21 protein-coding genes and 3 pseudogenes are annotated in these 19000 nt (G+C 67.9%); 15 read left to right on the forward strand and 9 right to left on the reverse strand.

What is annotated here, in order from left to right; all coding sequences use genetic code 11:
- Positions 1–80 precede the first annotated feature (80 nt).
- The 8 genes and pseudogenes from HC031_RS19570 to HC031_RS19605 all read left to right on the forward strand — a co-directional run bounded on the left by HC031_RS19570 (position 81) and on the right by HC031_RS19605 (position 6078).
- Positions 81–236: a hypothetical protein gene (locus HC031_RS19570; RefSeq protein ID WP_167926803.1), complete on the forward strand. Its 156-nt coding sequence runs from the start codon at positions 81–83 to the stop codon at positions 234–236.
- Positions 230–1411 carry a thiolase family protein gene (locus HC031_RS19575; protein WP_167926804.1) on the forward strand — a complete coding sequence of 394 codons (1182 nt, stop codon included), beginning with the start codon at positions 230–232 and terminating at the stop codon, positions 1409–1411. The genes HC031_RS19570 and HC031_RS19575 overlap by 7 nt, the downstream gene beginning before the upstream one ends.
- 14 nt (positions 1412–1425) lie before the next feature.
- Positions 1426–2187, forward strand: a complete 762-nt coding sequence (locus HC031_RS19580; protein WP_205862965.1) for an enoyl-CoA hydratase-related protein — start codon at positions 1426–1428, stop codon at positions 2185–2187.
- Positions 2188–2243: 56 nt separating this feature from the next.
- On the forward strand, positions 2244–3002 hold the full coding sequence (locus HC031_RS19585) for an SDR family NAD(P)-dependent oxidoreductase (RefSeq protein WP_167926806.1): 759 nt from the start codon (positions 2244–2246) through the stop codon (positions 3000–3002).
- 387 nt (positions 3003–3389) lie between these two features.
- Complete coding sequence (locus HC031_RS19590; protein WP_338090743.1) at positions 3390–4247, forward strand: 3-hydroxybutyryl-CoA dehydrogenase; 858 nt, start codon at positions 3390–3392, stop codon at positions 4245–4247.
- Positions 4244–5089 (forward strand): annotated as a pseudogene (locus HC031_RS19595) (acyl-CoA dehydrogenase family protein). Before HC031_RS19590 ends, HC031_RS19595 begins: the two are co-directional and overlap by 4 nt.
- 167 nt (positions 5090–5256) lie before the next feature.
- Positions 5257–5727, forward strand: a complete 471-nt coding sequence (locus HC031_RS34810) for a transposase (protein ID WP_420813655.1) — start codon at positions 5257–5259, stop codon at positions 5725–5727.
- Between the two features lie 21 nt (positions 5728–5748).
- The gene (locus HC031_RS19605) at positions 5749–6078 is read left to right on the forward strand and encodes a hypothetical protein (RefSeq protein WP_167926808.1); all 330 of its coding nucleotides are present in this window, start codon (positions 5749–5751) and stop codon (positions 6076–6078) included.
- Positions 6079–6453: 375 nt separating this feature from the next.
- Here the strand turns inward: HC031_RS19605 and HC031_RS19610 are convergent.
- The 7 genes and pseudogenes from HC031_RS19610 to HC031_RS19640 all read right to left on the reverse strand — a co-directional run.
- Positions 6454–6696, reverse strand: a pseudogene (locus HC031_RS19610) (transposase); the annotation flags it as partial.
- Positions 6638–7225 (reverse strand): hypothetical protein, encoded by a 588-nt coding sequence (locus HC031_RS19615; protein ID WP_167926809.1) that lies wholly within the window; start codon positions 7223–7225, stop codon positions 6638–6640. The gene HC031_RS19615 and the pseudogene HC031_RS19610, both read right to left, overlap by 59 nt.
- A 123-nt stretch (positions 7226–7348) precedes the next feature.
- Positions 7349–8566 carry an amidohydrolase family protein gene (locus HC031_RS19620; protein ID WP_167926810.1) on the reverse strand — a complete coding sequence of 406 codons (1218 nt, stop codon included), beginning with the start codon at positions 8564–8566 and terminating at the stop codon, positions 7349–7351.
- Positions 8567–8603: 37 nt separating this feature from the next.
- Positions 8604–9077: a PNPOx family protein gene (locus tag HC031_RS19625; protein ID WP_167926811.1), complete on the reverse strand. Its 474-nt coding sequence runs from the start codon at positions 9075–9077 to the stop codon at positions 8604–8606.
- A gap of 28 nt (positions 9078–9105) precedes the next feature.
- Positions 9106–10218 (reverse strand): MAB_1171c family putative transporter, encoded by a 1113-nt coding sequence (locus HC031_RS19630; protein ID WP_167926812.1) that lies wholly within the window; start codon positions 10216–10218, stop codon positions 9106–9108.
- Complete coding sequence (locus tag HC031_RS19635) at positions 10215–10748, reverse strand: hypothetical protein (protein ID WP_240942696.1); 534 nt, start codon at positions 10746–10748, stop codon at positions 10215–10217. Before HC031_RS19635 ends, HC031_RS19630 begins: the two co-directional genes overlap by 4 nt.
- A 9-nt stretch (positions 10749–10757) precedes the next feature.
- The gene (locus tag HC031_RS19640) at positions 10758–11210 is read right to left on the reverse strand and encodes a helix-turn-helix domain-containing protein (RefSeq protein WP_167926813.1); all 453 of its coding nucleotides are present in this window, start codon (positions 11208–11210) and stop codon (positions 10758–10760) included.
- 545 nt (positions 11211–11755) lie between these two features.
- Here HC031_RS19640 and tvaA point away from each other — a divergent pair.
- The 4 genes and pseudogenes from tvaA to HC031_RS19655 form a co-directional block, all read left to right on the forward strand.
- Positions 11756–11893: pseudogene (gene tvaA / locus HC031_RS34815) on the forward strand (thioviridamide family RiPP peptide); the annotation flags it as partial.
- A gap of 118 nt (positions 11894–12011) precedes the next feature.
- A complete protein-coding gene (locus tag HC031_RS33235) occupies positions 12012–12383 on the forward strand; it encodes a hypothetical protein (protein WP_240942697.1) in 372 nt (123 codons plus the stop codon).
- Positions 12384–12470: 87 nt separating this feature from the next.
- Positions 12471–13325, forward strand: coding sequence for a hypothetical protein (locus HC031_RS19650; protein ID WP_167926815.1), 855 nt, complete (start codon positions 12471–12473; stop codon positions 13323–13325).
- A 110-nt stretch (positions 13326–13435) separates the two neighbouring features.
- A complete protein-coding gene (locus HC031_RS19655; protein ID WP_240942716.1) occupies positions 13436–13861 on the forward strand; it encodes an enediyne antibiotic chromoprotein in 426 nt (141 codons plus the stop codon).
- A gap of 64 nt (positions 13862–13925) precedes the next feature.
- Here the strand turns inward: HC031_RS19655 and HC031_RS19660 are convergent, their stop codons facing one another.
- Positions 13926–14672, reverse strand: coding sequence for an AfsR/SARP family transcriptional regulator (locus HC031_RS19660; RefSeq protein ID WP_277349732.1), 747 nt, complete (start codon positions 14670–14672; stop codon positions 13926–13928).
- 205 nt (positions 14673–14877) lie between these two features.
- Complete coding sequence (locus HC031_RS19665) at positions 14878–15546, reverse strand: GGDEF domain-containing protein (RefSeq protein WP_167926818.1); 669 nt, start codon at positions 15544–15546, stop codon at positions 14878–14880.
- Positions 15547–16366: 820 nt separating this feature from the next.
- Here HC031_RS19665 and HC031_RS19670 point away from each other — a divergent pair.
- Genes HC031_RS19670 through HC031_RS19680 form a run of 3 tightly spaced genes read left to right on the forward strand, consistent with a single transcriptional unit; the run spans position 16367 to position 18867 of the window.
- Positions 16367–16903 carry a hypothetical protein gene (locus tag HC031_RS19670; RefSeq protein WP_167926819.1) on the forward strand — a complete coding sequence of 179 codons (537 nt, stop codon included), beginning with the start codon at positions 16367–16369 and terminating at the stop codon, positions 16901–16903.
- A gap of 7 nt (positions 16904–16910) precedes the next feature.
- A complete protein-coding gene (locus tag HC031_RS19675; protein ID WP_167926820.1) occupies positions 16911–17516 on the forward strand; it encodes a hypothetical protein in 606 nt (201 codons plus the stop codon).
- Entirely contained in the window at positions 17509–18867 is a 1359-nt protein-coding gene (locus tag HC031_RS19680; protein ID WP_167926821.1) for an MAB_1171c family putative transporter, read from the forward strand. The genes HC031_RS19675 and HC031_RS19680 overlap by 8 nt, the downstream gene beginning before the upstream one ends.
- Positions 18868–19000: the final 133 nt, after the last annotated feature.

A 19000-nucleotide genomic window follows, 5' to 3' on the forward strand; every position in this document is an offset into this window, starting at 1 on the left:
ATTAGCATGATTAGCGACGATGCCGGCAGCCTGCACACCAATGCGTACGACGAGGCGGTGACCACTCCCACCCGTTGTCGGTGCGCCAGGCGCTGGCCATCCAGATGATCATCGACGTGGAGTGGGGACTGGCGGACAACGAGATGGGCGAGTTTCGCGTCGCCGACGTGCGGCGACGCGGCGGTGAGGAAACCCGTGCCGGGGATGCGGCGTGGCTATCTGGAGGTGGATGGTGAGCTCGGAGCGAGTTTTCCTTGTTGACGGGGCCCGGACCCCGGTGGGCAGTTTCGGTGGCGCGTTCAAGGACGTGCCGGCGCACGAACTCGGGGCGACCGCTGTCAGGGTGGCGCTGTCCCGGGCGGGCGTGCCCGCCGAGGCTGTCGACGAGGTGGTGATGGGCTGCATCGGCCAGGTTGGCCCGGACGCGTACAACGCGCGCCGGGTCGCGTTGGCCGCCGGTCTGCCGGTCGCCACTCCGGCGTACACGGTGAACCGGTTGTGCGGCAGCGGGTTGCAGGCGATCTGGTCAGCGGCGATGCAGTTGCGGTGGGGTGACGCGGACATCGTGGTCGCGGGTGGGGACGAGAATATGACGCGGATGCCGTTCTACGACTTCAGCGCCCGGTCGGGTTACCGGCTTGGTGACCGCACCCTGGTCGACGGCACGGTGATGATGCTGACCGACCCGTTCCACGGCATCCACATGGGCGTCACCGCGGAGAACGTGGCCCGCAAGTACGGCGTCTCGCGGCAGGCCCAGGACGAGTTCGCGGTGGAGTCGCAGCGACGCGCGGCGTCGGAGGCGGCCGCGGAGGCCTTCGCGGAGGAGATCGTCGCTGTCGAGGTCGGTGGGCGCAAGCCGGTGACGGTCGACCGGGACGAGCACCCCAGGCCCGGAACGACGCTGGAGGTGCTGGCCGGGCTGCGGCCTGCGTTCGAAACGGGCGGTACGGTCACGGCGGGCAACGCGTCGGGAATCAACGACGGCGCCGCCGCGGTGGTGCTGGCCCGGGAGTCCGTCGCCGCGCAGCGGGGGCTGACCGCGCTGGTGAGCCTGGAGGCGGTGGCGACTGCGGCGATGGAGCCGGAACTGATGGGCTATGCCCCGGTGCCGGCGTTGAAGCAGCTGTTCGACAAGACGGGCACCAGCGCCCGAGACATCGACGTGGTTGAGCTCAACGAGGCGTTCGCGGCCCAGGCGGTGGCTGTAATCCGGGACGCGGGGCTGGACCCGGAGCGGACCAACCCGTACGGCGGGGCCATCGCGCTCGGCCACCCGGTCGGCGCCACCGGCGCGATCCTCGCCCTGCGGGTGGCCAAGCACCTGACCCGCACCGACGGGGAGCTCGGCATCGTCACGATGTGCATCGGCGGGGGGCAGGCCATGGCCGCCCTCTTCCGCCGGGTATGAGGAAGGAGGAGTCCGTGGCCGACAGCATCCGGTACGCCGTCCCCGGCAACGTCGCCCGCATCACCCTCAACCGTCCGGAGGTGTCCAACGCCGTCGACCTGCCCACCGCGTACGCGTTCGAGGCCGCGGTAGCCCGCGCCGGTGCGGATGACGACGTGCGGGCGGTCCTGCTCACCGGGACCGGTCCACGGTTCTGCGCGGGTGGCGACCTCGCAGCGATGGCGGCCGCCGAGGACCCCGCCGGCTACGTGCGCGAACTGGCCCTGGTGCTCGACCGGGGCCTGCGGCGCCTGGCCGCGCTGCCCAAACCAGTCGTCGCCGCCGTGCACGGAGCGGTCGCCGGCGCGGGCCTGGGCGTCGTCCTCGGCGCGGACCTCGTGGTGGCCGCCCGCTCGACGAAGTTTGCCTTCGCCTACACCGGCGTGGGACTGACCCCGGACTGCGGCGTGTCCGCGTTGCTGCCCCGGGCGATCGGGCAGCAGCGCGCCCTGCAGATGGCGCTCACACCACGCCCGCTCGGCGCCGAGCAAGCACGGGACTGGGGACTGATCGCCGACGTCGTGGACGACGAGGTGGCCGTGCCGCAGGCGACAGCGATCGCGGAACACCTCGCCGCCGGCCCGACCACTGCCTACGGCGAGGCCAAACGGTTGCTGCGCACCGGCTGGGAAGCGTCGCCTGAGGACATCTCACGGGACGAAGCCGACACCATCGCACGTCTCCTCGCAGGCCCCGAGGCCTCCGCCCTCATCGACGCGTTCCTCAGCCGTTCCTGAGTGGACGGGCGAGGCGGCAGACCGGACCAGGAAACACCGATCAGTATGGAGAATCAATGTACGTCGAGAACACTGCCGCCATCGTGACCGGAGGCGCCTCCGGGCTGGGGGCGGCCACGGCCCAGGCGCTCGCCAAGCGCGGCGCGAAGGTCTTCGCCTTCGACCTGCCCGCCAGCATCGAGACGGCGCAGGGCGGCGACGGCATCGAGTACGTCGCGGTCGACGTCACCGACCCGGACCAGGTCAGGTCCGCGGTGGCTCAGGCGGCCGGCTCGGGCCAACCGCTGCGAACCGTCGTCAACTGCGCCGGCATCGGCCCATCGATGCGTATCCTCGGCAAGAAGGGCGTCCACGACCTGGCCCTGTACGCCAAGGTCGTCCAGATCAACCTCGTCGGTTCCTTCAACGTCCTCGCCCTGGCCAGCGAGCGCATCGCGGAGACCGAAGCCGACGAGCACGGACAGCGCGGCGTCATCATCAACACCGCCTCTGTCGCCGCCTACGAGGGCCAGGTCGGTCAGGCCGCCTACTCTTCGTCGAAAGGCGGCGTCGTCGGGCTGACCCTTCCCGCAGCCCGGGACCTGGCGCAGTACGGCATCAGGGTGTGCACTATTGCCCCCGGCATCGTCGACACGCCGATGCTCGCCACCGTCTCCGAGGAGTTCCGTGCAGGCCTCGCCGCCGGGGTGCCGTTCCCCAACCGCCTGGCCCGCCCCGACGAATACGCCCAACTCGCCATGGCGATCATCGACCACGACTACCTCAACGGCGAGACCATCCGGATGGACGGCGCCCTGCGGATGAGCCCGCGCTAGGAACCTCCTGGGTGACGTCGCGCCGGTCGCCGCCGGTGAGACTGACGGCCGGAGCGATCCGCGCCGTCGGCGCTCACCTGGTGTTTCAGGCCGGTTCTGACGCGGTCGACCCGGCTCGGATTTTGCGGTCGTGCCTGAGCGCCCGGACATGGGATGAGTCGATTACCGCTCTGGGCCGGTCGAGCGTGTGCGCGGCGTGCGACTCGGCCAGCAGGACCTCGTGCGGAGGTTGCCGCATGCCGGCGGCGCGCCATTTGGCCAGCCGCCCCGCACGTCAGTTTGCCACTGTTCACTCGGGCAGGTCAGCGAGGCGTGCTTCGAAATCGGCGGCCAGTGCCGCCGCAACGCGTGACGCCGGTCGGGTGTCACCTGCAGGGAGGCGTGAGTGTGAAGAAGATTGGTGTGGCCGGTTGCGGGTTGATGGGCGCCGGCATCGCCGAGGTGTCCGCCCGCGCGGGACTGGACGTGGTGGTGGTCGAGTCGAGCCAGGCGGCGGCGGATGCGGGCCGCGAGCGGCTGGCCGCGTCGCTGCGCCGCGCCGAGGCCAAGGGCAAGATCCCGGACGCGGCGGCGGTGCTGGACCGGATAGACGTGGTCACCGACCTTGAGGCCCTGGCGGACCGGGAGATCGTGGTGGAGGCGATCGTCGAGGACGAGGCCGCGAAGGTGGAGTTGTTCGGGAAGCTCGACCGGATCGTGACCGCTCCGGACGCGGTCCTGGCGTCGAACACCTCCTCGATTCCGATCATGAAGCTGGCGGTGGCGACGTCCCGCCCGAGCCAGGTGCTCGGTCTGCACTTCTTCAACCCGGTGCCGGTGCTGTCCCTGGTGGAGTTGGTGCCGAGCCTGCTGACCGATCCGGAGGTGGCTGAGCGGGTGCGCGGGTTCGCCCGCGACACGCTGGGCAAGCACGTCATCCACTCGCAGGACCGGGCGGGGTTCGTGGTCAACGCGCTGTTGATCCCGTTCCTGCTGTCGGCGGTCCGGATGGTGGAGTCCGGGTTCGCCACCCCCGAGGACGTTGACGAGGGTTTCGTGCGTGGCTGCGCCCACCCGCAGGGGCCCCTCGCTTTGGCGGATCTCATCGGCCTGGACACCACCAAGGCGGTGGCCGACTCGCTGTACGAGGAGTTCAAGGAGCCGCTGTACGCGCCGCCGCCGCTGCTGGCCCGGATGGTCGACGCCGGGCTGCTCGGCCGTAAGTCCGGGCGCGGCTTCTACCGCTACGGGGAGGGTCGGCGGTGAGCGCAGCGACGTTCGATTTGTTCAAACTTCCCGACGACTACGAAGAGTTGCGGGCCGCGGTCCGCGCCGTCGCAGAAAACAAGATCGCCCCGTACGCGCGGACGTCGATGAACAGTCGCGGTTCCCGATCGAAGCCTATGACGCGCTGCGGGCGGCGGACTTCCACGCCCCACACATCGGCGAAGAGTACGGCGGCGTTGGAGCGGACGCCGTGGCCACCTGCATCGTCATCGAAGAGGTCGCCCGCGCCTGCGCGTCCTCCTGACGAGGGCTTTTCGTTCGGCGAGCCGGAGCGCAAGCTTGGCATCAAGGGCTCTCCCACCCGGGAGTTGTTCTTCGACAACGTTCGGATCGGCGACGACCGCAGGGTCGGCGAGGTCGGCGACGGCCTGAAAATTGCTCTCCGAACGCTCGACCACACCAGGGTGACGATCGGTGCGCAGGCGGTGGGCATCGCCCGGGGCGCTCTGGACCACGCCCTCGCGTACGTCAAGCAACGCCGGCAGTTCGGCAAGGCGGTCGCCGAGTTCCAGGGCATTCAGTTCATGCTCGCCGACATGGCCATGACCCTCGCCGCGGCGCGCCAGATGGTGTACGCGGCGGCCGCCAAATCCGAACGCGCCGACCCGGACCTGTCGTTCTTCGGAGCCACCGCCAAGTGCTACGCCTCCGACGTGGCGATGCGGATCACCACCGACTCCGTCCAACTGCTCGGCGGTTACGGCTACGTCAAGGACTACCCACTTGAGCGCATGATGCGCGACGCGAAGATCACCCAGATCTACGAGGGCACCAACCAGGTGCAGCGCATCGTGATGGCACGGCAGCTCCTCAAGGGTTAGGAGAGCACGCGTTTCCGCAGGCCAGAGCCATCATAGATCGCTTCGGGGGCACATGGGCCGACCAGTCGGCGGGGCCCGGGCCGCACCACCTGGGCGCCCCGCGGGCACACCCCGATCCTGCGCCATCACATGGGCCATCGCGAGAACCTGTCGGTGGTCGGGCTGATCTGCTTCCACCCCGACGGCCGACGGGTACGACTACTCGTCGGCCACGTTCCTGTACCTACACCACCGCCAGCCTGATTGCCGTCCTGCAACGGCTACCCGGACTCGTCGGTGGCGTCCCGGTCATCCTGGTCGGGGACAACCTGGCCGCGCACCGCAGCCGGCAGATGAACGACTGGCTGGTCGGGCAGACCGCCTGGCTGCAGGTCGTGCGGCTGCCCGGCTACGCTCCCGAGCTCAACCCCGTCGAGGACTGTGGTCCGCGCGCAAGGGCCACGACCTGGCCAACTACGCCGCCACCAACCTCACCGACCTGTGGCGCGCCGCCCATCGCGGCCTGCGACGCATCCGCAGCAACTCCGCTCTACCGTGGTCGTTCCTCGACCGAACCGGACTCACCATCCCATCAACCGAACCATGAAAGCTCTTTAGAACAGCTTCGAGATAGCCGTTCGTCCATTCCCCGGGCGTGATCAGCATGCTCTACTCGCTTCATGATGAGGAGGCCCTCGTTTGCGAGGCTTGTGCTGGTAGGTGGGTACGTAGGCATCACCGTTGCCGTCGTCCTGGTCGCGGTTAACAGTCCGACGCTGCTCACTCCGACCGGCATCGCGGCGTTTGTCCTTGCCCCATTGGCCATCATTGGCGTGACGGTCGCGAGCTTCGCTATCGGCCTTCCGTGGGTGTTGGGGCTTACGAACGCCGACCCCGTCTACTACGGCGACGCCTGGATCAATCTCATCGCGGTTGCCCTGGCCGCCGCCAACGCAGGTGCGTACGTGTGGCTCATCAAGCGGCTCCGAAACACGTCTACTGAGGGCTGAGGCGCAAGGCGGTTCGTCGACACGAAACAGTCAGCAGCAAGTCAGCGAACGCGATGCTCACTTGTGCTCCTGGATGACGTGGACGCTCTGGCGAGCTGTAGGAGCCAGCACCGCACGACAGCGAACGACAACGAGTCGCAGCCCGGATCGACGTTCACGCGGAAGAGGTCGGGCAGCTGTGGCAGGCGCAGCGCCTCGTGGCATAGCCCGGCGGCTACGGGGATGCCGGACTGCGCCGAGGACCAGTTGGGGACCACACGTCGTGCGCGATGCCGAACGTGCAGCACCTCTCGGCACGTCAGTCGGGGCGGCATACCGCGTTTGACGTGCGGCAACGTGTAACGCAACGTCCTGGGGTCAAGGGGTCGTCGGGCCCGCGGCCACTTCCCGAACGAGGCCGCCGCGTACCGCACGACGGATGCGGGCGTTGACCGACTCGATGGCGTTGGTCGAACACACGACCTTACGAATTTCGGCGTCGAAGGCCAGGAACGGTACGAACTCCGCCCAAGCCTGCTCCCACAACCGCACGATAGCCGGATATTTGCCGCCCCAGGCCTCAGCGAACTCGGCGAACCGCGCCCTCGCGGCGGCTTCGGTGGGGGCAGTGTAGACCGGTCGCAGCGCCTTGGCGATGGCGCCAGGCGATGTCCTGGATGACCGGCCACAGCTGGGCGAGGCCGGCGCTCGTCTCGACCCCGACCTGCGAAGCAGGCAGCGGCTCCATTGCTGCGCGTCGATCGTACAGCGCCCTATACTCCTGCGCCGGCAGACTGTACCCGCCTTCCCGCTCCTCCTCCGAGGACATGAGCATGGCCACGAGCACGGTCTTCTCCAACCATGCGGCGATTCGCCCCTGGCCAGCTTGAGCGATGTTTCCCGGTTCCCCGAGGATGAGCGGCGTCAGCACACGCTTCGCGACGTCCTCAAGCCGGCTCATCCAGCCGTTGTTACATGGCCCGCAGACATCACGAACTTTACGGTTGAACGGCGGAGTCACACCGATATTGCGCCCGATCCGGTTCAACGGCCCCGTCGTAAGGGCCACCGGATCAAGCTTGAGACCGATCCGAGACAGCCAGTCACCCAGCACATGCTCGCCGGTCAGCTTCCCAACTGCCCCGCAGAAGGGACAGGTCGCAGGCACGACACCTCGCCTTCAACAGCGCGCCAAACTAGGAGATCCCCTGCGTCAGGTGAATTCGTAACCTGCACCGATCCAACCAGCATCGCTGCCAGTAGGCGACGGTCGGGTGCCTCGGACCGCACGTCAGGATGCTGACAATGCGCGGACTGCGACGCGCGTCGGGACGTGCGGTCGGCCCCCGGCGACCACCAGCCGCGCCTGGCGCAGCGCGTCCAGGTCGGTGAGCGGATCGCCGTCGACGACCAGGACATCGGCGCGGTATCCGGCGGCGAGCCGGGCGGTCTCCGCCGCGATCCCGAGTGCCTCGGCGGTAGACACCGTCGTCAGTTCGATCACATGCTCTCGGGAGAAGCCCAGGTACTCGAAGAACTCCAGACTGCCCACCGGGTTGTCGAAGACCGCGTGCGGCACCCCGGCGTCGGTGCCGGCCAGCAGACCGACGCCGTGATCGTGCAGCCAGCGGTACCGGTCGAACATCACCTTGGCACGTTCGGTGCCGAACCGTTCCGCAAACCTGCGCCAGTTCGGGCTGGCCGCCGGGCAGACCCGGATCCCCTTGGCCGCCATCTCGATGGCGAGATCTTCCCGGACGTCGAAGCCGCCGTCGGCCATCCAGGTGCAGTGCTCGATGGTGTCGACGCCGGCGGTGACGGCGGCTGCGATCCCGTCGGTGCCGTGGGCGTGCGCGGCGACAGGGAGGCCCGCCGCTCGTGCCTCCTCGACCACCACGGCGAGTTCGGCCGCGCTGAACTGGGTCGCCCAGATCGGCGGCCCGCTCTTGGTGAGCCCGCCGCCGGTCACCATTACCTTGACCACCGCGGCGCCGGCGCTGGCGTTGCGGCGGACCAGGTCGCGGATCGCGTCCTCGCCGTCGACCTCGCCACCGAGGAACCCGCAGTGCCCGCCGGGTGAGGTCAGCGGCATGCCGGCGGCGAGGACGCGTGGGCCGGGCAGGGTGCCGGACTCGATCGCCCGGCCGAGCTGTATGGCCAGCCCGTGGCGGTCGCCCAGATCCCGCACGGTGGTCACTCCGCTGTCCAGTAGCTGTCGTGCCCGGCCGGCCATGCCCAGCAGCAGGTCGGTGTCGCTGCTGGCGTGCAGGGCACCGACAGGGTCGGAGCTTGCGTCGAAGGCGAGGTGGACGTGTCCGTCGATCAATCCCGGTAGCACGGTACCGTCTGGAAAGGAGAGTACTGCGACGTCGGGCGCGGCGGTCGCGAGTACCTCCGGTTCGGTGCCGACGGCGACGATCGTGTCGTCGCGGATCAGCACCGCGCCGTCCTTGATCCGCTGTCCAGCCGGTCCGAGCAGTGCCTGACCCGCGCAGATCAGCAGCTCCATGCCCTGTCCCTCCCTGTCTACCCGTAGTTTCACGTGGTCAGTCGGCTTCCGGCTCGAGCCGGAAGATCGCCAGTTGGTCGGTGTGCTGTCGAATCTCGGACACCGGTGCGTCGGGCCGGAACGGCCACTGGTTGGTGGGCCGGTCCAGCTTGCGCAGGTAGGCGGCGACGACGGGGGCTGCTTCGTCGCCGTCGACGAGCACGGCCCGGTGATCGGGCACCGGGTCGCGTTCGACCCGACAGTTCCCGGCGGCGAGGAGGTTACGCACCCAGTCGCGGCCACGGTGCGGCGCGCAGAGGTACCGCCGGCAGTCCAGCTGGGTCACCGCGATCGGGAAGGTCCGCAGCTGCCCGGAGTGGCGACCGCACACGTGGACCACGCGCAGCACGTAGCACTCCTCGGCGTACGGCTGCGGCTCGGCGGCCCGGATCCGGTCCACCATCGCGGTGTTGAAGGCCCGCATCTCCTCGCGGGTCATCGTGGTCGGATCTGTGCGGCGCGGTTCGGTCACGGCTCTCCATCTTGGTTCGGTAGTGGTCTCAGCCTTGGCGCAGCGCCTCTGACAGCGCCACGAGCTGTTCGGCATCGGCGTCGATCCCATCCTCGGCCGGTACCGCGACGGGCACTGCGCCCGCCGGGGCGGGCTCCCCGGCCTGGTACCGGCGGAGCGCGGCGCGCAGATGCGCGGCCAGTTGCGCCGCCTCGCCGGGTGCACTGGCCTCGGCAAGGTACGGGCTGATATGCACGAGCCCGTCCCTGCACTCGATGAGCCGCCGGTAGTACCCCCGGTGCACGCCACGCAGCCGCAGCGCGTCCCGCCACCGGCTGGACGGCACCCGCGACAGCGCGTCCTGCGGAAACGCCTCGTGCAGCAGGGCCCACAGCGGGTAGAGACGCTGGTACGTCCGGCGATGCTGCCACCACACCCGCCCTGCCACGATGCGGGTGGCGACCCCCGGATACGTCACCCCGACCAGGAACAGCGGGACGGCGACCGTGACGGCGAGCGACGCCGCGACCAGCAATTCCGGCGGCACCGTGCCGCCGCGCCAGCGGACCACCACGAACACCGCGCGAGCCGAACCGGCCAGAACCATGCCCGCCATCGCTAACGCGGCGAGCCGCAACCCGACCGAGTGCGGACGCCGCGAGCTGCGGGCGTACCGCCAGGTCCAGCGCAATGCCATCGCCAACGCGTACACCAGGTACAGCCCGGCAGTCAGGTAGAACACCGCGAGCTCGGGAACCCGCATGTCGGCGGTTGCGTAGGTGCGGTCACGGACGCCGGGTGGGGTGAGCACCGTCGCGACGGTGATGACCACCGCTGTCGTCAGCAGGGGCAGCGCCTCCCAGCGGGCGCGTCGCTGCCCGCGACGCGAATCCGCGGCCGAGTACAGGTAGAAACACATCAGCCAGTACACGGTGCACAGCAGCAGGATGTTCTGAGCCAGCTTGGCTGCGCCGACGCCGACAGCGCCGTCGATCACCGCCTGCCCCTTCGGCAGGCCGATCGGATAGGCGACGGCAGCGGACACCAGGCAGAGCGTCACCGCACGCAGCGGCCGGTCGTGCGGCGCCCTGCTGACCTGACGGAGCGTCCAGCCGACGGCGGTGACGAAGATGAGGGCGACCAGGACGTTGACGGCCGTCATAGCCAGCCCCGTCGGTCGCTCAGCGCGGTCTGCACCCGCCGCAGCGACGGATCGTCGGCCAACTTCGGAGCGACCCGATCCAGCACGGACGCCCACTCCAGGATGATCGTGGCCACCAGTTCGGCTTCCCGTTCGTGCTCCTCGTCATAGGAGGTGCGGCGCAGCGCCCGCCGCACCGCGTCGAGAGAGAGGTTGGGAAACATCTGCCGCCAGAACTCGTCGTCGGTGTCGTCGCTTTGGTGATCGGCGAGAATGTGGCCCACCTCGTGCAGAACGATGTGGTCCTGGTGAGTCCTGCTGGTCTCCCGCTGGTAGAGGATGTAGTCGGCGGATGCGCTAGCGATCCACAAGCCGAACGGCCCCGGCACCGGCAACGGGTAGGGCAGCAGCCGGATCGGCCGGCCACGGCGTTCCCCGAGCCGTGCGCAAAGGACATCGACCCGCAGCGGCGGTTGGATGTCCAGCGTCCGTAGCTCCCGCCTGCACCGCCGCCGCAACTCGCGCTCCCGCACGTCAATCCCCGCATCCATGCGCGCTCGTCACGTCGGCGCCGAGCCGTCGCGCTCGGCCTGCTCGAGCCGATAGATCACGTCGAGCAGATCCATCACTTGCCGGCGTCGCTCGGCGGAAAGCTCACCGGCCCGCATCGCCATAAGCCGCACGTCCCGACCGGCGTTGGTCTCGTTGACGCGTGCCTGCTCGATCCGGAGACGCTCGAGCTGCTCCTCGACCCGCCCGGTCACCTCGTCGTCGAAGAAGTACGCAGCGGGCACGCCGAAGAAGTCGGCGAGCGCCTGAAGATGACGAAGGGTCGGGTTGTCCTTCATGCCTCGACGCAGCTGCCAGACGTAGCTCTGCGAGATCGTCACACCGGTCTTGCGAATCGCGGCGGCGACCTGCTCGTTGCTGTACTTCTGCCCGCCGCGAGGCTTCATCGTCGCGAACAGGTAGTTCAGTTTCTCGCCTAGGCTCCGCCCCGCCTGTATCGCCATCGGTTTCCCTCCGGCGCGCCCATGCTGTGCGACCTTCCACTCGTGAAGACACTATCAGGGACGTCGATGTATGACAGTGGAAGCTTGGTCGGCTGTCCGACTTTGCTGCTCTGGGCAACCGCTCAGTTCAGGCACCAAAGAAGATGTCCAACGGGAAGGATTCACGCGAGTCGCGAAAGACCCGGCGATCCCCGGTTTGGTAGCGAAGGCGGTTCGGTGGGGCCGCCCGGCAGCCGGCCAGGCAGGGGTGTAGGCCGCCACGTGCAGCGGCGCCGCTGGGTGAGGGAGGCGAACAATCCGTCAAAGCCGGCCGCGTACTCATCCAACGGCCCTGGCGCAGGGGCAGGCCCGACGCGCAGCTATCACGTGCGTCAACACCCCGCTGACGCCGCGCGCCCTGTCCGGCCCTAACGAACCGCCGTTAAGCGACTGTTCAGTGGTGTCCGTCAGGCTGCTGATCGGTTGGTCGGCACGTCCGCCGACCGACTTCGTCAGCCGATGGACGAACGCGCGCGCCCGTCGGCACATACCGAGGAGGTATAGAAATGTCTCTTGAGGACGCTGACAAGGCTCTTGCCGGTCTGACCGGCATCGACTCGGAGGAGCTGCAGAAGTTCCTCGAGGAGAAGGCCGGTATCGCGCCGGACGAGGAAGCCCAGGGCACCGTCATGGCGGCCGCCGCGTCGATCGCCTTCCCAGTCGCTGGACCCGGACCTACCGCCCGCGATAGCCGTCTACTTCAAGGACCTGGCGGCGGCTGGAGTCGATCCGGAACTGCTCGCTCAGGAGAAGGAGGCGACCATGCTGCTGCTTGCGTTGGCTCCGGACGCCACGGCGAACTTCGTGCGGCTGTACACGCGGCTCCGCGCGGAGCCGGCGAAGCTCGCGGCCGCCATGGACGTCATGCACCGCTTCCAGCAACTTGCCGCTGCCCCGGCCGACGAGCAGGAGGTGCAGCGGCTGGTCGGCGATCTCGTCGCGCTGTACCCCGGCTGGCTCGGCGAGACGCACGGGGCCACCGATATCGCCACGGCCGAGGCGGCGAGCCGGGTGTTCGCCGACCACCTGCACTCCTATTCGCTCGCACAACGGCGCGTGATCGAGACGGTGAGTGCGATCGCTCCCCGCGCCCGCATGGGAGAGCAGCCGGCCGCCCGATCCGACTTGCCCTGACGCCACGTCACACCTTCAGGCTGAGATCCGTACGGTAGCCGGAGCGATCGGAATGGGTGGGCTATGGCCGGCAAGAGACGTGGACGCGTGCTGCGATGGGTGCCGTTCCTCGTGGTGGCCACCGAGCTTGTGTTGGTGGTGGGAGGCGTGGTCAGCCTCGCCGACGCCGCGGTTGCGGTGGTGCTCATCGAGATTGCCCTGCTTGGTGTCGTGGTCGGTGAGGTGGTCACCATGCGGGCCGCCTACCGGAAGGCCCGCCGGTCGGGCGCCGACCGGGCACCGGCGATGTCGGCTGCGCTGGACGCCGCGCTGCCACCCGTGGTCGCGATGCTGATCCGCCAGGAGCTGCGGGTGTTCGGCAGCCTGCTGTCGGTCGTGCGACGGCGTACCAGGGTCAGCCCCGGCGACAGCGCGCTGCCCTACGGTAGGCGACTGCGCGGGCTGTTGATCGTGCTCGCGGGCCTGTCGCTTGCCGAGGTCGCGGTGGTCGAAGCGTTCGTGCCCTGGCCGGTTGTGCGCTGGGTGCTGTTGGCGTTGGGAATCTATGGCCTGCTGTGGGTGGTCAGCTTCGTCGCCTCGTTGTCGGTCTACCCGCACACGATCGGACCGCGGGTTCTCCGGCTGCGGTTCGGCCCCTTCACCGACCTGGCGGTGCCCACGGAGAAGATCGCCACCGCAGTGGAGAACACCACGGGAACACACCGGAAGACCGTCGAGACCGACGACGAGACGTTGTCGGTCTCGCTCATGGGGACAAGCACCGTACTGGTCGACCTCGCCGAACCGCACGAGGTCGACCTCGGCAGAAGGGGCCGCCACACCGTACGGCGGCTGCGGTTTGATGCCGATGACCCAGCGGACGCCGTGCGGCTGCTGAGGGAAGCCGTCGCACCGCGCGTCGCGTCGCGGGAACCGTCCGACCCACGCGGCGGTCGGCGCTGATCCAGCTTCTACTCGGCCGGCACTCGTCAAGCCGGCTGACGAGATGACGCATGTCCAGATGCTGGTCGCCGGTGAGGCGTACCGGTCGGAACGGAGAGGTGGTTGTGCAGATGGTACGAGCGTGGCCTGGTCGCGGCGTGAAACGAGTGCTCGCTGTCGTCGCGATTGGTGCAGGATGCACCGCCGGAGTCGGCGCGCCCGCATTCGCCGACACCGGGTTGACGGTGGCTCCATCCAGCGGTTTGGCCGACCGGCAGACCGTCACGGTCTCTGCCAGCGGGTTCCAACCGGGTCATGACGTGTACGTAGTTGAGTGCGGTCAGAGTGGACCGGCATGCCATAGCACCGAGTACCGGCACGCCTCGGTCGACGGCGACGGGCGGCTCCAGGTGTCGTTGCCGGCGTACCGGACGTTCGCTGGCGTCGGTGGGGACGGCGTGGCGCGCAGCGTCGACTGCGCGGCGGTTCAGTGCAGTTTCGTGGCGCTCGACCCGGTCACCAACGAACACGCCGAGGCGGTGATCAGCTTCGGCTGAGGTAAGCCGTACTGCCCGCGCCACGGAACCATCCGCTCGGTTCGGGGGACGCTAGCGGCGGGGATTAGGACAACAGTGACGGTTCGAGTTCGAGGAAGCTCCAGTTAGGATGTTCGATGAGGTCTCCGCGCAGGATGGCCGCCTCGGCGGACTGTAGCGTCGGGTGCGGATCGATGCCAAGCTCACGGCGCAGCGTCTGCCGCGTCCGTCGGTAGGTCTTGAGTGCGTCGGCGATCCGCCCTGACCGCTGTAGGCAAGCCATGAGGCGCAGGCAGAGATCCTCGTCCAGCGGTTCGGCTCGGACAGCTTGGAACAGCTCTGGTAGAAGGCGTGCATGTCGGTCAAGGCCGATCTCGAGATCGACCCATCGCTGGAACACCGCGAGTCGGCGCTCGGCGAGTGCAGGTCCACTCCAGGCGCGGAGCGCCAGTCGAAACGCTTCTGAGGCGGCGCGGTAGCGATGTTCCTTGCGAGCCATCTCGCCTACCGACTCGAGCGCGGTGAAGACAGTGAAGTCGCACGCTGCCGGCTCGAGGCGGAGCAAGTATCCGTCCGGTTGGGTCTCCACGACATCGGCGGCGCCGGCGGTGCGCAGTGTCTTGCGGATGTGCGAGACCTGGACCTGCACCTGGTTGCGCGCCGCCGGTGGTGGCGAGCATCCCCAGATCATGTCGATGATGGTGTCCGTGCGCACGGTCCTGTTGGCGTAAAGCGCAAGGATTGCCATCATTGCTCGCTGTCGGGGCCGCTGTAGGCGAACGGGCTTCCTGCCGACACTGACTGCGAGCGGTCCCAACAAGGAAACCTTCATGTGTACCCCCGTGGACGTTTCTGCGGTCTCGGGCGTGCTGCGCGGCGAGAGCGATGAGTTAAGGCCGTGCGAATGAGCCGATCGACAGCGTGGCGCGGTGGGCGAGGTGGCGCGTTTCCTATTGCCTCATCCTGAAAGAACGGGCTGAAATCGGGCGATGTCATTTGTTCTGCAAGCACGACGACGCTGGTCGGTTGGTCGTACGTCAACGGCCGCGACTGAGGTCATGATCATGACCTGGGCTCTCTCGTTCGCGCCTGGCGTTGGGTATGGCGTTCTGGCTGAGCAGCTGGTCGGCGTGACACACACGGTTACGGCCGGCGTTCTTCGCTGCTCGCAAGGCCGTGTCGGCTTGGCTCATGAGTTCGAAGACAGTGATGCCGTGAACAAGTGAGCCACCGGCAACCCCAATTGACGCGGTACGAGCAACGAAGGTGTCCGTCCCTCTGCTGCCCCCGACGACGGGGATTCGGGCGTTCTGAATCCCTTCACGGATTTGCTCTGCCACCGTCACGGCACCTGCACGATCAGTGTTCGGCAATAGGGCGAGAAACTCGTCTCCTCCGTGGCCGCCGTATCTACCCACCACGTCTCCGTCTCGTGCGACGAGGCGAACAACCGCAGCGGCAGCACGTAGGAGTTCGTCACCAACGAGATGGCCGAAGGATCCGTTCACCTGCTTGAAGTTGTCCAGGTCGATGATCGCCAGTGCTGCTGCTCGTCCGTCGCGGCGGGCTGCCTGAAGGGCTTGCTCTGCTTCGCTGTCCCAGCCCCACCGATCCAGTAGGCCAGTGAGCTTGTCGGTTACCCAATAACCTAGAGGCTGGCCGCACGATGCACAGTGCTCAACAGGTCTGTCGTCGCCCACTGTCATGGCGATCGTTGCTCGTAGCTGACTGTGGTTGACGGCTGAATGAACGGCGGGGGCTTGGTTGTATGGCAAAGACCGTAACTGCAGTGTGAGGTCCGCTCTCGTCTCGCGGCGTAAGGAGTGATCCTCGCTGCTCGTTGGAAACGAGCGAAATTGTCCTCCATGAAGCACACGCGCACCCCGATTCTCGAATTTGTTAAAAGGGCTGCGAGTTCAGGTCGGCTCGCAGCGTGCTTGTCGGGTGGTACCTCCGCCTGTGATGTGCTGCCACGCTTTAGATGTCGCGGTTTTGACGGCGTCCTGGATTCGGTCCGCCGTTCTTGACTATCGGCTCGCCTGTGGTGCCCGGTGACGGGCCGTCGGTCATTGGCTACGTGTCTGCGAGAGGTGTTACTCAGCCCTGTTTGCGTATGAGTGACGGCATCGTTATATGCACTCCTCGGGCATTGCCGCCACTCATATCCGCGTGCGGCGGCGTACGCCCGCGATCGGCTGGGACGGTTACCATTGATGAGAGGCGATGTTACGCGCGCGAGACAGGTTGGTGCAACGCGCGTTTAATGAGTTTGCCGTAAAGGGCAGGTCGATCACCACTCTTCGCAGTGGTGGCATGACATTGCGTGCATATCCTGCACTGCTATGGTGGTATATTCCGACGATTTCATTACCTAATGTCTGCTTCTTAACTGGGCTGATGCTGGTATCCGACATCTGGCGTTGCTCAACAGCTGTTGTAATGATCTATGGCCGCCTAGACTCGGCGACGGTAGCTGTCGGGCCTCGAGCAGCGGGCCCCGTCAAGGCGTGGGTGCGAGGAACTGCTATGGCTCTGGATCTTCCCCGAAGCCCTCGGGGCTCCCTTGCCGACAGGCTCAACTACCTGTTCGCGATGCTCCGGCCCGCCCCAGACGCGGTAGGTCGCGGCAGGCCGGGGCGCGAGTACTACAACAGCGAGATCGCCGACCGGATCAACGGCCCGGGCGAGACGTCGGAGCGGATCTGCCGCATCGTCGGGGAGCAGGTCACGATCAGCGGCGCCTACATCGGCGAACTGCGTCAAGGCAAGTCGACCGACCCACGTCTCAGTCACCTCAAGGCGTTGGCGATTGCCTTCGGGGTGCCGACCTGGTACCTGACCGGTGACGAGCCCGGTCCGTCGAGGTCGCGCGATGTGGAACGGGACCTGGAGCGGCTGGACCACATGCGCCGCCTGGGCGTACAGAAGGTACTCCTGCGGGACGTGTTGTCGGATAGCGGTCTATCTGACCGCAGTCAGCAGGCGATGACCGCTATCTTCCAGCAGTTGTTGGAGATGGAGGGCCTGAGCCCGGCTTCGGATCAACCGGAGCACAACACGTGACACGCGCATGACGGTCGCAACCTGGCAATGGGGGATCACCGAGCAACGGGACGGCGAACAGGTGGGCGAAGTAGCAAGGCGGCGTCGCTACGCCAGGATCGTTAAAGATCTCCGGCTGCCGCGACGACTGACTATCGACAGGCTGTGCCAGATCGTGGGGTCGCATCTGGGGAGCCCGATCCAGTTACGTCGAGTGGAGATGCCACCAGACCTCCCAAGCGGGGTCGTCGTCGTGACGCCGAACGTCCTCGGCGTGTTCGTCGACGCGCTCGCCCAACCCTGGCTGCAGGACGGTATCGCCTGCCATGAGCTGGCCCATTTGCTGCTCGGCCACCACCTCACGCCGCTGACCGACACTGACGCGACCCAGCGGATACTTCCCACCATCGAGCCGTGGGCGGTGGAGCAGGCGCTCACCGCACCCGTGGAACGCACGCTGGCGCGGACCTGCTACGACGGCGTCCCCGAACGGGAAGCCGAGGTGCTGGGCACCGAAATGTTCGGCCACCTCAATCCATGGCCCGCTGAGCAGACTTGGGACGTCCCGGCGCAGGCCGCCCACGTGATCCGAAATATCGAGCGGGCACTCGGCGACGGAGCCGCGCGTGAATGACGTCCTCTACCCGCTCGCCGCCGCAGCTGCGTGGACGGCACTGCTCTATCGCCTGGTCCGCGGCGTCAGGCGCGATGCTCGCGATCCGGCCCTGTATGTCGTCTGTGGCGCCTTCGGCCTCATGGGGCTGGTGTTCACGGTCTCGACGCCACGGGTGTGGGGCGCCATCGATCACACACTGAACGTCCCCAACTTCTCGCTGCTCCTATCGCAAAGCGGCGTCATCGCCTTCTCCGGCACCATCCAGTGTTTGATCATTTTCTGGACGCACGACCGACGCCACGGGTGGCGGCGCGCACGATGGCGCCTGCTGGCCGTGCTGGCCGTGCTGGCCGTGCTTGCGGTGATGGCCGTGCTGTTCTTCGGCGTTCACCCAGGTCCGGAGCGGATCCGCGCGGCGGCGGCCGCGTACGCCGGCGATCCCGCCTACGCGCTGTACCTGGCGTTCTACCTGCTGATGGTGGCGGTCGGCGTCATCGACATCGTCCGCCTGTGCCTGCCGCACGCCCGCGACGCTGGCCGCTCCTGGCTGAGTAGGGGACTACGAGCGGCCGCGATCGGCGCCGGGCTCGGCCTGGTGTACTGCGTTATCCGGGCCGCGACATTGGTCGGAGCGCAGCTCGGCGTCGATCCCCAGTCCTGGGAATTCCTCGTCCCGATCACATCCTCGGTTGGCGCGTTTCTGATCGTGGTGGGGCTGACCCTGCCTGCGCTGGGGCCCCGCTTGTCCGCCGCCCGGACCTGGGCGCAACGACAGCGCTCGTACCGCGAGCTCTACCCGCTGTGGGATGCGGTGCGGCGCACGATGCCCGAGGTGGTGATGGACGCACGGTTGGGCCGCGGCGGACGCGCACCCCGGTTCGTCCTTCGCCGCCTCGACGAGCGCCTACACCGACGCGTCATCGAAATCGGTGATGGACTCCGCCAGTTGCGGCCCTACCTCGACCCTGGCATCGACGTCGTAGCGGCGTCCTCCACGGACGGCGGCGACTCCGCCGACGGTCAACAAGCGGCGCCAGCCGTCGCCGCGCAAATCCGAGCGGCCCTGTACCGCTTCGAACAGGAACGCCGCGCACGAATTGACGCGCAAGGGACCGCGACAGCCACCGAGCTGACCCGACGACAACGCTGGGATACCTGGGCCGGGACCTGGCCGGCAGCCTGGGAAGCCGCCCACTCCCAGCGCCGCCAGCACAATGCCGTTGCGCGCAAGCCAGGCGGCCGCGCCCGGCAGCAGGACTTCGTCGGCCACGTCGCCTGGCTGACCAGTGTGTCGCAGGCGTTCGCGACCTGCCCCACCCCACCCGGGGCCGGGGCGACAATAGACATCGACATGACGGGACGGATGTAGACGTGCAATCCCAGGCCGGCTCCGCGTCGCTGCCCGTGACGAGCGACTTCCTTGCCGACCCCTACCCCTTTTACGCCCGGCTGCGGCAGACCGGGCCGGCGCACCGGATGACCCTGCCGGACGGTTCCGCGGT

It is taken from the genome of Planosporangium thailandense, from assembly GCF_011947195.1.
In the GTDB taxonomy this organism is placed as follows: domain Bacteria; phylum Actinomycetota; class Actinomycetes; order Mycobacteriales; family Micromonosporaceae; genus Planosporangium; species Planosporangium thailandense.

Bases quoted from the DNA above. Each gene is read 5' to 3' on its own strand.
- HC031_RS19605 (WP_167926808.1), top strand. From the start codon at position 5,749: ATGATGAGGAGGCCCTCGTTTGCGAGGCTTGTGCTGGTAGGTGGGTAC.
- HC031_RS19670 (WP_167926819.1), top strand. From the start codon at position 16,367: ATGGCTCTGGATCTTCCCCGAAGCCCTCGGGGCTCCCTTGCCGACAGG.
- HC031_RS19635 (WP_240942696.1), bottom strand. From the start codon at position 10,748: ATGGATGCGGGGATTGACGTGCGGGAGCGCGAGTTGCGGCGGCGGTGC.
- HC031_RS19630 (WP_167926812.1), bottom strand. From the start codon at position 10,218: ATGACGGCCGTCAACGTCCTGGTCGCCCTCATCTTCGTCACCGCCGTC.
- HC031_RS19640 (WP_167926813.1), bottom strand. From the start codon at position 11,210: ATGGCGATACAGGCGGGGCGGAGCCTAGGCGAGAAACTGAACTACCTG.
- HC031_RS19585 (WP_167926806.1), top strand. From the start codon at position 2,244: ATGTACGTCGAGAACACTGCCGCCATCGTGACCGGAGGCGCCTCCGGG.
- HC031_RS33235 (WP_240942697.1), top strand. From the start codon at position 12,012: ATGCTGCTGCTTGCGTTGGCTCCGGACGCCACGGCGAACTTCGTGCGG.
- HC031_RS19675 (WP_167926820.1), top strand. From the start codon at position 16,911: ATGACGGTCGCAACCTGGCAATGGGGGATCACCGAGCAACGGGACGGC.
- HC031_RS19575 (WP_167926804.1), top strand. From the start codon at position 230: ATGGTGAGCTCGGAGCGAGTTTTCCTTGTTGACGGGGCCCGGACCCCG.
- HC031_RS19660 (WP_277349732.1), bottom strand. From the start codon at position 14,672: ATGAAGGTTTCCTTGTTGGGACCGCTCGCAGTCAGTGTCGGCAGGAAG.
- HC031_RS19655 (WP_240942716.1), top strand. From the start codon at position 13,436: ATGGTACGAGCGTGGCCTGGTCGCGGCGTGAAACGAGTGCTCGCTGTC.
- HC031_RS19665 (WP_167926818.1), bottom strand. From the start codon at position 15,546: ATGACAGTGGGCGACGACAGACCTGTTGAGCACTGTGCATCGTGCGGC.
- HC031_RS19620 (WP_167926810.1), bottom strand. From the start codon at position 8,566: ATGGAGCTGCTGATCTGCGCGGGTCAGGCACTGCTCGGACCGGCTGGA.